Origin of the sequence: Mycobacterium sp. IS-1264 (assembly GCF_001954195.1) — a bacterium.
Lineage (GTDB): Bacteria > Actinomycetota > Actinomycetes > Mycobacteriales > Mycobacteriaceae > Mycobacterium.
On the sequence record NZ_MBES01000049.1, the window covers coordinates 1 to 14,365 of the forward strand.

Consider the following 14,365-nt stretch of genomic DNA (forward strand, 5'->3'; position numbering starts at 1 on the left):
AGCCGCGGGCCGTGGTCAGGCTTGTGACGAGTTTGCGCACCCATGCCACGAGGTCGTCGGCCAGGTCGCCGGTGTGGTTCACCGACGCCAGGATCCTGTCGGCGTCTTCGAGCATGACGTCGGCGACCAGCGCGGGGCGGCTGGGCCACCAGCGATAGATCGTCTGCTTTCCCACACCGGCCCGCGCCGCGACCGCTTCGATGGTCAAACCGTCGAATCCACGCTCGAGAAGCAGTTCGCGCGTGGCGGTGACGATCGCGGTGCGGGATTTCTCGCTGCGGCGCCGCGGCGCGAGATCGCTTGGCATGCGGTGATCCTCGCCTCTCAGAGTCCCTCGGGATCGGGCGCGCTTTACATATCCCGACCCGCCCCGTAATCTGCCACAAGACGAGACGGTTCGTCTTGTAAGGGGAAAGGGTAGCAGTCTTCGATGCCGCTTGGCCTGTCCCCGGAGCAGCAGGAACTCAGCGACGCGGTTGGCCGGTTCGCCGGCCGGCACGCCCCGATCTCTTCGACGCGCGACGAGTTCGATGCGCTGGCGGCCGGCAAGCTCCCCGGATGGTGGGATGCGTTGGTCACCAATGGCTTCCACGCCGTTCACCTTCCGGAACACCTCGGCGGCCAGGGCGGACGGCTGATCGACGCCGCCTGCGTCCTGGAGTCGGCCGGCAAGGCGCTGTTGCCCGGACCGCTGCTTCCGACGGTGACGGCGGGAGCCGTCGCGATGCTGGCAGACCCCACGCCGCAGGCGGAATCGCTGCTGCGCGACCTCGCATCCGGAACACCCGCCGCGGTCGTACTGCCCGACAACGGCGACTTTCTCGCGCGCGCCGATGGCCCGCAATGGGTGGTCAGCGGAGCGTCCGGCGTGACGATGGGCGCGTGTGCGGCACGGCTGATCCTGATCGGCGCCCGCAGCCAGCACGGCGGCGTCGTGTGGGTTCTCGTCGACACCGGAAAGCCAACGGCGACGGTCGAATCCGTGCACGGCACCGACCTCGTCGCCGACGCCGGCACGCTGCGGCTAGCCGAGCATCGCGCGGGCGAGGCCGACGTGCTCACCGGCATCGACGTCGACCGTGCGGCGTGTGTCGCCCTGGGCCTCGTCGCCAGCGTGACCGCGGGTATCGCGCAGTGGTGCGTCGAGGTGGTCACCGCGCACCTGCGCACCCGAGAGCAATTCGGCAAGGTGATCGGAACCTTCCAGGCGTTGCAACACCACGCCGCAATGCTGTTGGTCAACAGCGAACTGGCCACCGCGGCGGCCTGGGACGCGGTGCGCGCGGTCGACGAATCGCTTGACCAGCACCGCCTGGCCGCGGCCGGCGCCGCCGTGCTGGCGATCTCGCCGGCGCCGGACCTGGTACTCGATTCGTTGACGATCTTCGGTGCCATCGGCTTCACCTGGGAACACGACCTGCACCTGTATTGGCGACGGGCCACCAGTCTGGCCGCATCGATCGGGCCGGCGAATCGTTGGGCCCGCCGCCTGGGCGAGCTGACGTGTACCCAGCAGCGCGACATGTCGGTCAACCTCGGCGACGCGGAATCGGAGTTCCGTTCCCGGGTGGCCGAAACCCTCGACGCCGCTTTGCAACTGCGCAACGACCAGCCGGGGCGACAGGGCGACTACCCGGAGTTCGAAACCGGTCCGCAGCGCACCACCATCGCCGAGGCCGGTCTGATCGCGCCGCACTGGCCGCAACCCTGGGGAGTCGACGCCAGCCCCCTGCAGCAGTTGATCATCGACGAGGAATTCGACAAGCGACGCGACCTGGTCCGGCCTTCGTTGGGCATCGCCGAGTGGATCCTTCCGTCGGTGCTCCGCGCCGCACCAAAAGACTTGCAGGACAAGCTGATCCCACCAACCCAGCGCGGCGAGATCGCCTGGTGTCAGCTGTTCAGCGAGCCGGGGGCCGGGTCCGACCTGGCCGCGCTGGCGACGCGGGCAACCAAGGTCGACGGCGGCTGGAGCGTCAGCGGACACAAGATCTGGACGTCGGCGGCGCACCGCGCGGATTTCGGCGCACTGCTGGCGCGCACCGATCCGGCCGCGAGCAAGCACCGCGGCATCGGCTATTTCATTCTCGACATGCGATCGCCCGGGATAGAAGTCCAGCCGATCAAGACGGCCACCGGCGATGCGCACTTCAACGAGGTCTTCCTCAACGACGTGTTCGTGCCCGACGACATGCTGTTGGGCGATCCGACCGACGGCTGGAATCTCGCGATCGCCACGATGGCCGAAGAGCGTTCGGCCATCAGCGGCTACGTCAAGTTCGACAGGGCGGCCGCGCTGCGGGTGCTCGCGGCGCGACCCGGACCGGACCGTGATGACGCACTGCGCGAGCTCGGCGAGCTCGACGCGTACACCAACGCCATCAAGGCCCTCGGCGTTCGGGAAACAATCCGGCTGCTTGACGGCCAAGCCTCCGGCCCGGCTTCCAGCATCGCCAAGGTGGCAATGAACGTGCTGCTGCGGCGCACCTTCCAGGCCACACTGCAGTTGACCGGGCAGACCGCGATGGTCTCCGATTCGGAACCCGCCGTCGTGCAGCCGTATCTGCACCTGCCCGCCGAATTGATCGGCGGCGGCACCCGGGAGATCCAGCTGAACATCATCGCCCAGATGATTCTCGGCCTGCCCCGAAAGTAGGACAGCACATGGGATTACGTGGAGATGCGGCGATCGTCGGGTATGTAGAACTCCCGCCCGAACGCCTGAACAAGGCTTCGCCGGCGCCGTTCGTCCTCGAGCAATGGGCCGAACTCGCCGCGGCCGCGCTCGAGGATGCCGGATTGCCCGGCGAGGCCGTCAACGGGATCGTCGCATCACACCTGGCCGAGTCGGAGATCTTCGTGCCCTCCACGATCGCCGAATACCTGGGCGTGGGAGCGCGATTCGCCGAGCATGTCGACCTCGGCGGCGCCAGCGCCGCGGCCATGGTGTGGCGGGCGGCCGCGGCCGTCGAACTCGGCATCTGCGACGCCGTCCTATGCGCGCTGCCCGCCCGCTACATCACGCCGTCGTCGAAGAAGAAGCCCAGGCCCATTATCGACGCGATGTTCTTCGGCTCGTCCAGCAACCAATACGGCTCTCCGCAAGCGGAATTCGAAATACCCTACGGCAACCTTGGCCAGAACGGCCCGTACGGCCAGGTGGCGCAACGCTACGCGGCAATCCACGGCTACGACGAGCGCGCGATGGCCAAGCTCGTCGTCGACACCCGCGTGAACGCCAACCACACCGAAGGCGCGATCTGGAAGGACAAACCGCTCACCATCGACGACGTGCTGGCCAGCCCGGTGATCGCCGACCCGTTGCACCTGCTGGAAATCGTGATGCCGTGCGTCGGGGGAGCCGCCGTCGTCGTCGCCAACGCCGACCTCGCCCGCCGGGCCCGGCATCGCCCGGTGTGGATCAAGGGCTTCGGTGAGCACGTGCCGTTCAAGACCCCGACGTATGCCGCGGACCTACTGACCACGCCGATCGCCGCCGCCGCCGACACCGCCTTCGCCATGACCGAGCTGACGCGTGAGCAGATGGACATGGTGTCGATCTATGACTGCTACACCATCACCGTGTTGCTGTCGCTGGAGGACGCGGGCTTCTGCGAAAAGGGCAAGGGCATGGAGTTCGTCGCCAACCACGACCTGACCTTCCGCGGCGACTTCCCGCTCAACACCGCCGGCGGCCAGCTCGGCTTCGGCCAAGCCGGATTGGCCGGCGGGATGCACCACGTCTGCGACGCCACCCGGCAGATCATGGGCCGCGCGGGTGCGGCGCAGGTCGCCGACTGCAACCGCGCCTTCGTGTCCGGCAACGGCGGCATCCTGTCCGAGCAGACGACGCTCATCCTGCAAGGGGACTGACGATGAAATTCGAACGCCCAATGCCCGTCAAAACGCCTACCACCGCACCGTTTTGGGATGCGCTCGCCGAACATCGCATCGTCATCCAGTATTCGCCGTCGCTGCAGTCCTACGTGTTCTACCCGCGGGTGCGTGCGCCCCGCACGCTGGCCGACGATCTGGAATGGCGCGAGATCTCCGGCATGGGCACCTTGTACTCCTACACCGTGGCCCATCGGCCCGTCAGCCCGCACTTCGCCGACGCCGTACCGCAGCTGCTCGCCATCGTCGAATGGGACGAGGGCCCAAGGTTTTCCACCGAGATGGTCAACGTCGATCCGGCCGACCTTCGGGTCGGAATGCGGGTGCGGCCGGTGTTCTTCGACTATCCCGAGCACGACGTGACGATGCTGCGCTACGAGCCGGCCGACTAGCGCCTGGCGCCGAGACGACTACATCTGCGCCCAGACGACCTTCGTCTGCAGATAGGTCTCGAGACCCGCTTTGCCGGACTCGTAGCCCCAACCGGATTGCTTGTAACCGCCGAACGGCATGGAGTGGTCGAACTGCATCTGGCAGTTCAGCCCCACGGTTCCGGCCTTGAGCCGCTTGGCAATTCGGTGGGCGCGGCCCAGATCGCGGGTCCAAGCCGTGGCGGCCAGGCCGTACGTGCTGTCGTTGGCCAGGGCCACTGCCTCGTCCTCGTCGTCGAACGGGATGACCGCGACGACCGGCCCGAAGATCTCCTCCTGGAACAGCCGGCTCGTCGTGGCGACGTTGGTCAGCACGGTGGGGCGCACGAAGTAACCCTTCCGGTCCACTCGCTCGCCCCCGGTAACGACCTCAACGCCGTCGGAGCGGCCCTGATCGAGATAGCCCAGGACGCGGGTGAGCTGCTTCTCGCTGATCAGCGGGCCGATCAGGCTGCCCTCGTCCTTGGGGCCGCCTTGCGGCAGTCCGTTCGCGACGTTCGCCAATTGCTCCAGGAACTGCTCGTAGATACCGCGCTGGACGAAGATGCGCGACCCGCACACGCACGCCTGGCCGGAGTGGATGAAGGTGCCGAACGCCGCCATCGGGACGGCCTTGGACAAGTCGGCGTCATCGAAGACCACCACCGGCGACTTCCCGCCGAGCTCCAGCGTCACCTTCTTGAGGTTGCTCGCACCCGCCGCGTGCACGATTGCCCGGCCGACTTCGGTCGAACCGGTGAAGGCGACCTTCTCGACGTCGGGGTGCGCGGTGATCGCCGCGCCCGCGGTGTGCCCATAGCCCAGCAGCAGGTTCGCCACCCCCTCGGGCACCCCGGCCTCGGTGAGGATGTTGTCCAGCACCAGCGCCGACAGCGGGGTCTCCTCGGCCGGCTTGACGACGCTGCTGCAGCCCGCCGCGAGGGCCGGGGCCAGCTTGGCGCAGAAATTGAAAACCGGTCCGTTCCAGGGGAATATCAGCCCCACCACGCCGTACGGTTCCTTGAGCGTGTAAGCGTGCTGATGCGAGTCGATGCCGGTGAGGCCGCCGGTATGCACGTCGGCGGCGATGCCCTCGATCTTGGTGCACCAGCCGGCGTAGTAACGGAAAAACTCGGATCCGACGGTCACGGTTCCCTGCGCTTGCAGCGGAGTCATGCCCGCGTTGAGCGATTCGAGTTCGGCCAGCAACTCCGCGTTCTGATCGATCAGCTCGCCGACGCGCCACAGGATCTTGGCCCGCTCGCTGGGCGGCTTGCTGTGCCAAACCCCCGCCTCGAAGGACGCCTTAGCCCGTGCGACCGCGTCGTCGACGGCTTCCGGCCCGCAATCCTTGAACTCGGTGACCTGCTCCTCGGTGGCGGGATCGACGACCGCGATCGTCTCACCGGTGCCGGGTCGTTCGCGGATCTCGTCGAGAACCGACTGCACCTTCATAGCTATCCCCTCGCGTCTTTGCGACCTGAAGCCCCGCCCGTATCCGGATACGGGACTTACCGGAAGTTACGCGCTTAACCTCTGGATGTCCAGCCCGGCTCCGCGTCACGGAATTCTGGCGAAATTCGCTGTTCACGTGGAGTCGCGCACGATCAGACGCGCGACGTCTGTCGGCTGCGGGGGCGCCGGGGCGGGATACCCCAATTCGGTCAGGACGGCGGTGATCGCGGCGTCGGCGACGGCGGTCGGGTTGAACTCCACCGTGGTCAGCGGCGGAGAGCTCAGCGCCGCCATCGGCGTGGCGTCGATGCCCATCACGGCGAGGTCGGCCGGGCAGCGCAGGCCGGCGGCGCGGATCCCGTGCAGCACCAGGCACGCGATCTCGTCGCTCTGCGCGCACACCGCGGTGACGCCGTCGCGCACCCAGCCCGTCACCACCTCGACGGCATTGTCCTGGGTGACGTCGGCGACGGAGACCGACGGAAGGTCGCGGTCCAGGGCCGCGCCGGCGACGCCCTCGAGCCAGTAATCACCCAGGAGGCGCCACCTGCGGTTGCCGGTGTACGCGAAAGCGATCCGCCGGTGCCCCCGTGACACCAGGTGCTCGACCCGTAGCTCACCAACGGAGAGATGCGGGTCGCCCAGGGCGGGCAGCGTCCCGACGTCGATGTGCGGAACGCCCGCCGCCTTCACCGCGTGCGCGGCGGCCTCGCTCAGCGGGAACAGGCTCGTGACCGCGGCCGGGTCGAGGTTCTCGATGGCCTCGACGACGTGGCGATCGTCTTCGGCCTCGAAGATCTGTAGCTGAAGCAGTCCGACGCGTGCCAATTCGGTGGTCATCCGGCTGCCGGCCTGCATCGGCATGTCTCCGACCGCCACGTGCGGCAGCACGTAGAGCACCACGCCGCTCTTCCCGCGAGCGAGGTTGCGCGCGGCGAGGTTGGGACGGTAACCGAGGAGTTCGGCGGCCCGGTAGACCGCATCGCGGGTCGGCTCGGAGATTCTGCGGCCCTCGGCGTTGTTCAGTACGTAACTGACCGTCGCGGTCGACACCCCGGCCAGCCGCGCCACATCGGCGGTGGTGGGCCGCACGGGCTTGTCGACCAATGCATCACCTCTCGGGCCGGCCATGCCTCATGGTGGCACGCCACGCAAACAATATGGACTAATAGTCCAAGTAAAAAGCTAGCGCGACGGTGCCGTATGGGGCCGCATTCAGAGGCATTTGCCATTGTGGGACAGCTATTGTCGGAGCGCGAGCGGGCGCAGGACGACCGGTGGTCTCCGTTGACACTGTGACCGACACCATTGTCTACTAGTCGCATCTCGACGCGCGAGGAGTGCGCCATGAACAAAGACGATCTGATCCTGATCAGCGTGGACGATCACATCGCCGAGCCGGCCGACATGTTCGACGCGCACGTACCCGCGAAGTACAAGGACCGCGCTCCCCGCGTGGTCCTCGAGCCCGACGGCGTCCAGCAGTGGTACTACGGCGACATTCGCGGACGGAACATGGGCCTCAACGCCGTCGCGGGCAAACCCCGCGAGATGTACAACGTCGACGCCTGCAGCTACGACGAGATGCGTCCGGGATGCTTCAACGTCGACGAACGGATTCGCGACATGAACGCCGGCGGGCAACTGGCCGGCTTGAACTTCCCGAACTTCACCGGCTTCTCGGGCCAGGTGCTCAACCAGGGCCCCGACCGCGACGTCAACCTGGTGATGATCAAGGCCTACAACGACTGGCACATCGACGAATGGTGCGCGGCGTACCCGGGACGATTCATCCCCTGCGGCATCCTGCCGCTGTACGACGTGGCCGACGCGGCCAAGGAAGTCAAGCGGCTCGCGGACAAGGGCTGTCACGCGGTGACGTTCTCGGAGAATCCAGAGGCGTTGGAAATGCCGAGCATTCACACCAAATACTGGTACCCGCTGTTCGAGGCCGTCTGCGAGAACAGCACGGTGCTGTGCACCCACGTCGGTTCCGCGTCGCGATCCGCACAAGTGTCGACCGACGCCCCGCCCAGCGTGCAGATGACGGCGTCGTCGATGATGAGCATGTTCACCTTCACCGAGCTGATCTGGGCCGAATTCTGGGCGGACTTCCCGCAACTCAAGTTCTCCCTCACCGAGGGCGACGTCGGCTGGATACCGTACTTCCTCTGGCGCGCCGAACACGTCTACAACCGGCACTCGGGCTGGACGCAGGCGAAGTTCCCGCCCGGCTACGGCGGGCCGACCGACGTGTTCAAGCGACATTTCTACACCTGCTTCATCAGCGACAAAGTCGGCGTCAAGAACATGGACTGGTTCAACGAGGACATGCTGTGCTGGGAATCCGACTTTCCGCACTCCGACAGCAATTGGCCGTTTGCGCCCGAGGACGTCATCGAGACCATGGGCCACCTCGACGACGCGGTGATCAACAAGATCACCCACGAAAACGCCATGGCCGCATACTCGTTCGACCCCTTCCGGCACATCCCGAAAGAACAGGCCCGGGCGGGCTACCTGCGCGCCCAGGCCACCGACGTCGACGTGGTGACCCATGTCGGCCACCGCGCCAGCCAGCGTGACCTCGACACGTGGACGCGGATGACGCAGTTCGCGCTGCAGGCACAGGGACCCGGGCCGGTGACCGCGGAGGTCACCGGCATCGCCGGGCGCGCCACCACCCTGGGCAACTGAGCGTGGCCGCCGAGGCGCCGTTCGCGGGCTGGCGTGTGCTGGAGCTGTCCAACGGGATCGCGGTGTCGTACTGCGCGAAGATGTTCGCCGACGCGGGCGCCGACGTCGTGAAGATCGAATCCCCGCAAGGTGATTCGATGCGCGGCTGGTCGGCCGGGGGCGCCCCCGGTGCGCTGTTCGGCTACCTGGCGGCGGGCAAGAGGTCAGTGGTCCGCCGCGACGACGCCGAGATCGCCGCGCTGCTGGCCGGCGCCGACGTCGTGTTCACCGACCTGACCGACGGCTGCACGCTCGACGACATCACGGCGCACACCGGGCCGTCGGCCGTCGTGGTCACCGTGACGCCGTTCGGGCTGACGGGTCCGTACGTCGACGACCACGTGGTCGCCAACGAGTTCATCCTGCAAGCGCTGTGCGGGTCGACCGCCGGCCGCGGCTGGCCGGGCGACGAACCCGTGCAAGCGGGCGGCCGGCTGGGCGAGTGGCTGGCGGGGTCGTTTGCCGCGGCGGTCGCCGCGGCCGCGGCACGCCATGCCGCCCGGGGCGGCAACGGTGAGATCGTCGACCTCTCGACCTACGAGGCGATGGCCCTCGCGATGGGCGGCCTGTCCGCCATGTCGGCCAGTGTGCTGGGGGCGGATTCCCTTCAGCAACAACGCAGTCTGGAATTGCCGTCGATCGTCCCCACGGCCGACGGCATGGTCGGCTTCTGCACAATTACCGCGCAACAGTTCCAGGACTTTCTGGTGATGATCGATCGCGCCGATCTGGTCGACGACGCCGAGCTCGCATCGTTCGTAGGGCGAGTCGAGCGCCGCGACGAATTCCTCGGCATGGTCACGCAGTGGACGGAAACCCGTACCACGCAGGAGATCATCGACCTCGCGGTGGCCTTCCGAATCCCGGTGGCCCCCATCGGCACCCCGGCCACGTTGCCCAAGGTCGACCACTTCGTCGAGCGCGGCGTGTTCGTCGAGTCGGAACCCGGGAGCCTGCAGCCGCGGGTGCCGTACCGCGCCGATGCCATCGTGACGATGCCGCCGCGCCGGCCTCCGGAACTGGGCGCCGACAACGGCCGCGTGCAGTGGCCGCCGCGACCCGGTCGGCCCATCACCGCCGAACCCGACACACTTCCGCTGTCCGGCATACGGGTAACCGACTTAACCGCCTTCTGGGCGGGGCCCGTCGCCACCCAATTCCTGGGCGCCCTTGGCGCCGACATCATCAAGCTCGAAGGCGTCCGCCGGCCCGACGGCATGCGGCTCTCCGCCGGTCGTCCTCCCGACTGGGACCAGTGGTGGGAAACGGGCCCGGTGTTCCTGTGCAGCAACAACAACAAGCGCGGCATCAGCGTCGAGCTCAGCACCGATGCGGGGCGGGGCATTGCCCTGGATCTCATCGCCGCCAGCGACCTCGTCATCGAGAACTTTTCGCCGCGGGTGATGGAAAACTTTGGCCTGCAGTGGGATACGGTACGCGGCGCCAATCCGCGCGCGATCATGGTGCGGATGCCGGCGTTCGGCCTCGACGGGCCGTGGCGCGACCGCGTTGGGTTCGCGCAAACCATGGAGCAGGCGACGGGCATGGCGTGGATGACCGGGCATGCCGACGGGCCACCCGTGATTCCGCGCGGGGTGTGTGATCCGATCGCGGGCCTGCACGCGGCCTTCGCCGCGATCGTGGCGCTGGTCGTCCGTGACCGGGACGGCACCGGCATGCACGTCGAGTCGACGATGGTGGAGTCCGCGCTGAACGTGGCCGCCGAAGTGGTCGTGGAGTACTCACGCAACGGAATCGAGCTGCGGCGCAACGGTAATCGCGGCCCCGGAGCGACTCCCCAAGGCGTGTATCGCTGTGTGGGTGACGACGAGTGGGTCGCGCTCGCCGCGACCGACGACGACGCCCGCTTGTCCCTGGCGAAACTCATCAATCATCAATTCGGGCCGGATGCAGCCGCGTGGCGGGCGGGGGCCGACGACATCGACAAGCTCATCTCGGACTGGGCCGCGCGGCGCACGGTGGCCGAGGCGGTCGACGCGCTGCGCGCCGGCGGGGTGGCCGCGGCACCGGTCACCCCGGCGGGGGAACTGCTGAGCGATCCACAACTGCTGGCCCGGGGTTTCTGGGAAACGGTCGACCACCCGGTGGCCGGCTCGTTCCTGTGCACCGGAATGCCCTTCGCATTCGTCGGGAAGCCACGACGCTGGATCCGCCGCGTGCCGCCGTTGTACGGCCAGCACACCGCCGAGGTCCTGACGGGCCTGCTGGGGCGCAGCGAACGCGAACTCGCCGAACTGCGGGCATCCGGGGCCACCAGCGCGCGGCCGGCGGGCCTGTGACATGGCAATCACGCTGTGCGTGCCGCCGCGCGCCGGCGAGCTGTGCGCACCGGTTCGCTTCCTGGTACGGCAGGACTCCGTGGTGATGGAATTGACTGCGCGGCACCGGATCACCAGCGTCGAGTGGGACGAGCGTGAGCGCGCCGTGGCAATGATCGTGGACATCACCGACCCGCAAACGGCGCGTCCGGTCGACGTGCGGATCGACGTCGTCGAGGCGGGCGCGGCGCATGCCGATGCACGGACGCGGACGATCGGCACCATCGTGCGCGACGGGCGGCAATACGACGTCGTGGGCACCTACCTGGGAGTTGTCGCGGATGAAAACTAGCTCCTCGAAGCGCACGGCGGCGATCGTCGGGGTGCACAACACCCGCCAGGGCCGCCGCCTGGAGGGTGAGACGTCACGCGGCCTGGCGCTCAAGGCTATTCGCGGAGCCCTCAACGACGCGGGGCTGAGCCTCGACGACGTCGACGGAATCAGCGCCGGCCCACTGTCCACCACGCTGATCTACGACCTGCGCATCGGCCCCGCCTGGCAGGGGTTGGGCTTCGGGGTGAGCATGATCACCGAGGCGGCCGCGGCCATCGAGCACGGCATGGCCGACGTGGTGGTGCTCGTCGCCGCCCAAGCCGGCGAATACCGCGACCACGAGGCCACCGCACCGTGGACCAGGCCGGAGAACGAGTTCGTCGCGCCCTGGGGGATGTTCACCGCCGCCGAGTTCGCGCTCATCGCCCGACGGCACATGCACGTCTACGGGACAACCCGCGAACACCTGTCGATGGTGGCGGCGACCATACGCAACAACGGATCGCGAAACCCCGAAGCCGTTTATTACCAACGCGGCCCGTTCAGCACCGATGACATCACCGCGTCGCGGCCGGTCGCCGATCCGTTTCACCTCCTCGACTGCGCCACCACGTCCGAAGGCGGGTGCGCGCTGGTGGTGGCCAATATCGACAAGGTGGACGCCGCGGCCCGGCCGATCTATGTGTTGGGCGGCGGCGCGGACTTCCACGGTCCGTCGTATCAGCACCCACCCGCATGGGATCTCGTCGGCCGGCGGGGCGATCACGGCCACTACGTCAACGGCTTCGTCGGCCGGCGCGCGGCCGAGCGCGCGTTCAGCCACGCCGGCCTTCGCCCCGACGACGTGGATGTGCTGGAGCTCTACGACCCGTTCTCATTCGAAATCATCAGGCAGCTAGAGGCATTCGGATTCTGCGGCGAGGGCGAAGGGGGACCGTTCGTGGCGGACGGCCACATCGCCGTCGACGGCAGCCATCCGATCACCACCGACGGAGGAACCATGTCCTTCAGCCACGCGGGGTCCAATCCACAAATGATGCAGCGGGCCATTCGAGCCGTTCAACAACTGCGCGGCGAGGCGGGCGACCTGCAGGTGCCCGACGCGCGTATCGCGTTCTGCAGCAACGGGGGAGCGGGCGCGCTGTTCACCACGGTCCTGATCCTCGGAGACGAGGCGCGATGACTTCCGGAAACTCCCTGCGGCCACAGACAGGTCCGGTGCCGCATGCCAGCAGTCCGGTCAGTTCCCCGTTCTGGGACGGCTGCCAGACGGGGGAGCTTCGATATCAACGCTGCGCCGCCTGTGGCCAGTCGAATTTCCCGCCCACTGAGCACTGCCGCGAATGCCTTTCGCACGAATTGCGGTGGGAGCAGAGCGGCGGCGTCGGCGAGATCTACAGCTGGACGGTGGTGCACAGGCCCGTCACCGCGGAGTTCGCCCCGCCCTATGCGCCGGCGATCGTCACCCTGGACGAGGGTTACCAAATGCTGACGAACATCGTCGGTGTCGCACCCGATGAGCTGGCCGTCGGCATGCGCGTGCGGGTGCAGTTTCATGCCGTCGGAGCGGACGTGACACTCCCCTACTTCACCGGGGTGCCGTGAGCCCCGCCCGCACCAGCAACGGCCTGCCGGTAACCGCCTACCTCGTCCTGGGCGTGCTGGCGGCCAACGACGAGCAACTCACCGCCGGCGAGATCAAGATGCGCGCCGAGCTGTCGGTCGGCCACTTCTATTGGTCGCCGTCGGTCAGCCATGTGCGGCGCGAACTGACCCGGTTGCTGGCCCGGGGCATGGTCAGCGAGTCGCCCGCGCAATCCGGCAAGCGTGCCATCACGTTGTATGCGACGACCGATGCCGGGCTGGACGCGCTGCACCGGTGGGTTCAGCACTTTCCGGGCCAGGACCAAGTCGTCATCAAGCATCCCGTCATTCTCAAAACGTGGCTTGCCCGCGGCGACGATCCCGAGCACGTAATCGATTCGCTGGAGCGGCATCTCGAGGCGACCCGGGCCCGGTTGGACGAGGCGCTATGGTCGCGCCAGCGTTCCCGTGAACTCGGCCTGGCCGACGATCCCGAGCAGCGTTTCTCCTTCGCCGTCCTCGACTACGCGATCCGCGGCTTGTATGCCGAGATCTCCAACATTGCTCAGCTGCGTGACGAGATCGCCAGCGGCACAACCCGAGACCCGGTCAAGCGGGTGCGACGCTCGAAGGGGCAGATCCGCCGCCGGGCACCCGGGGATTAGGCGTGTCCGATGCGACCCGGTAGGCCGTGCCGCGCGGTTCGCGCTCCCACAGGATTTCGCCCTCGCCCGCGGCCGTTCCCTGGGCGATCAGCTGGCGCTTGAGCACCTTGTGGGTCGCGGTGCTGGGCAGGTCGGCGGCGATGCGGACGAACCGGGGCCGGGCCTTGGGGGACAGGTCGGGTTGGGCATCGAGAAAAGCCTCGAATTCGTCGGGCTCGATGACGTGGCCCTCGTTGAGGACGATCGCGGCCATCACCTGGTCGCCGACCCGCGCATCCGGGACGGCATACACCGCGACACGGTTGATGGCGCTGTGCCGCAACAGGAGTCGCTCGATCGGCGCCGCGGCCAGATTCTCGCCGTCCACCCGCATCCAGTCGGCGGTGCGGCCGGCGAGGTAGATCCAGCCTTCGGCGTCTCGGTAGGCGAGGTCGCCCGACCAGTACATGCCGTGGCGCATGCGGTCGGCGTTCGCTTCCGGGTCGTTGTAGTAGCCGGTGAAGAAACCCGATCCCGTCGTGTTGACCAACTCACCCACCGCCTCGTCGGCGTTGGCTAGCGCCCCATGGGCATCGAAGCGTGCGACGGCGCATTCGGTGACGGTCTCGCTGTCGTATACGGCGACCCCGTCGACGCCCCTGCCGATCGAGCCCGGCGGCGTGCCGGGCTCACGGATCACGATGACGGCGTTCTCGGTCGAGCCGAACCCGTCCTCCACCTGGACGCCGAAGCGGCGCGAGAACTCCTCGATGTCTTTGTCATTGGCCTCATTGCCGAACGCCACCCGCAGCGGGTTGTCGGCGTCGTCGCCGCGTTCGGCGGTGGCCAGTATGTAGGCCAGCGGCTTGCCGACGTAATTCATGTACGTGGCGCCGTAGCGGCGGATGTCGTCGAGGAAGTTCCGCGCCGAGAACTTGGCAGGCACGATCGCGGCGCCGGAGACCACTGCGGGCGCCCACCCGGCGACGACCGCGTTGGAGTGAAACAGCGGCATGGACACGTGCTACG

12 protein-coding genes and 1 pseudogene are annotated in these 14,365 nt (G+C 67.7%); 9 read left to right on the forward strand and 4 right to left on the reverse strand.

Features of this window, described 5'->3' with window-relative positions; translation table 11 throughout:
- Nucleotides 1-307 (reverse strand): helix-turn-helix domain-containing protein (locus tag A5744_RS08835; protein WP_139329636.1); only part of this gene is annotated, 307 nt, incomplete at its 3' end.
- A gap of 123 nt (nt 308-430) precedes the next feature.
- Between A5744_RS08835 and A5744_RS08840 the strand changes: the two genes are divergently transcribed.
- The 3 genes from A5744_RS08840 to A5744_RS08850 are packed head-to-tail and all read left to right on the forward strand — an operon-like array spanning nt 431 to nt 4,286.
- The gene (locus A5744_RS08840; RefSeq protein ID WP_076060181.1) at nt 431-2,656 is read left to right on the forward strand and encodes an acyl-CoA dehydrogenase; all 2,226 of its coding nucleotides are present in this window, start codon (nt 431-433) and stop codon (nt 2,654-2,656) included.
- A gap of 8 nt (nt 2,657-2,664) precedes the next feature.
- A complete protein-coding gene (locus tag A5744_RS08845) occupies nt 2,665-3,873 on the forward strand; it encodes a thiolase family protein (RefSeq protein ID WP_076060183.1) in 1,209 nt (402 codons plus the stop codon).
- 2 nt (nt 3,874-3,875) lie between these two features.
- Nucleotides 3,876-4,286 (forward strand): OB-fold domain-containing protein, encoded by a 411-nt coding sequence (locus tag A5744_RS08850; protein WP_076060185.1) that lies wholly within the window; start codon nt 3,876-3,878, stop codon nt 4,284-4,286.
- Nucleotides 4,287-4,304: 18 nt separating this feature from the next.
- Here the strand turns inward: A5744_RS08850 and A5744_RS08855 are convergent, their stop codons facing one another.
- Both A5744_RS08855 and A5744_RS08860 read right to left on the reverse strand, forming a co-directional pair.
- Nucleotides 4,305-5,759: an aldehyde dehydrogenase family protein gene (locus tag A5744_RS08855; protein ID WP_076060187.1), complete on the reverse strand. Its 1,455-nt coding sequence runs from the start codon at nt 5,757-5,759 to the stop codon at nt 4,305-4,307.
- Nucleotides 5,760-5,891: 132 nt separating this feature from the next.
- Nucleotides 5,892-6,890: a LacI family DNA-binding transcriptional regulator gene (locus A5744_RS08860; RefSeq protein ID WP_076060188.1), complete on the reverse strand. Its 999-nt coding sequence runs from the start codon at nt 6,888-6,890 to the stop codon at nt 5,892-5,894.
- 216 nt (nt 6,891-7,106) lie between these two features.
- On the opposite strand from A5744_RS08860, the gene A5744_RS08865 reads away from it, so the two are divergent.
- Genes A5744_RS08865 through A5744_RS08895 form a run of 6 tightly spaced genes read left to right on the forward strand, consistent with a single transcriptional unit; the run spans nt 7,107 to nt 13,357 of the window.
- Complete coding sequence (locus A5744_RS08865) at nt 7,107-8,456, forward strand: amidohydrolase family protein (RefSeq protein ID WP_076060190.1); 1,350 nt, start codon at nt 7,107-7,109, stop codon at nt 8,454-8,456.
- 2 nt (nt 8,457-8,458) lie between these two features.
- Complete coding sequence (locus tag A5744_RS08875) at nt 8,459-10,795, forward strand: CoA transferase (RefSeq protein WP_205866298.1); 2,337 nt, start codon at nt 8,459-8,461, stop codon at nt 10,793-10,795.
- 1 nt (nt 10,796) lies between these two features.
- A complete protein-coding gene (locus A5744_RS08880) occupies nt 10,797-11,126 on the forward strand; it encodes a hypothetical protein (protein WP_076060195.1) in 330 nt (109 codons plus the stop codon).
- Nucleotides 11,116-12,291, forward strand: coding sequence for a thiolase family protein (locus A5744_RS08885; RefSeq protein WP_076060196.1), 1,176 nt, complete (start codon nt 11,116-11,118; stop codon nt 12,289-12,291). Before A5744_RS08880 ends, A5744_RS08885 begins: the two co-directional genes overlap by 11 nt.
- A complete protein-coding gene (locus tag A5744_RS08890; RefSeq protein ID WP_076060198.1) occupies nt 12,288-12,713 on the forward strand; it encodes a Zn-ribbon domain-containing OB-fold protein in 426 nt (141 codons plus the stop codon). The genes A5744_RS08885 and A5744_RS08890 overlap by 4 nt, the downstream gene beginning before the upstream one ends.
- Nucleotides 12,710-13,357 (forward strand): MarR family transcriptional regulator, encoded by a 648-nt coding sequence (locus A5744_RS08895; protein ID WP_076060200.1) that lies wholly within the window; start codon nt 12,710-12,712, stop codon nt 13,355-13,357. The genes A5744_RS08890 and A5744_RS08895 overlap by 4 nt, the downstream gene beginning before the upstream one ends.
- Here A5744_RS08895 and A5744_RS08900 read toward each other — a convergent pair.
- A pseudogene (locus tag A5744_RS08900) lies at nt 13,302-14,360 on the reverse strand (AMP-binding protein); the annotation flags it as partial. The gene A5744_RS08895 and the pseudogene A5744_RS08900 sit on opposite strands and share 56 nt — an antisense overlap.
- Nucleotides 14,361-14,365: the final 5 nt, after the last annotated feature.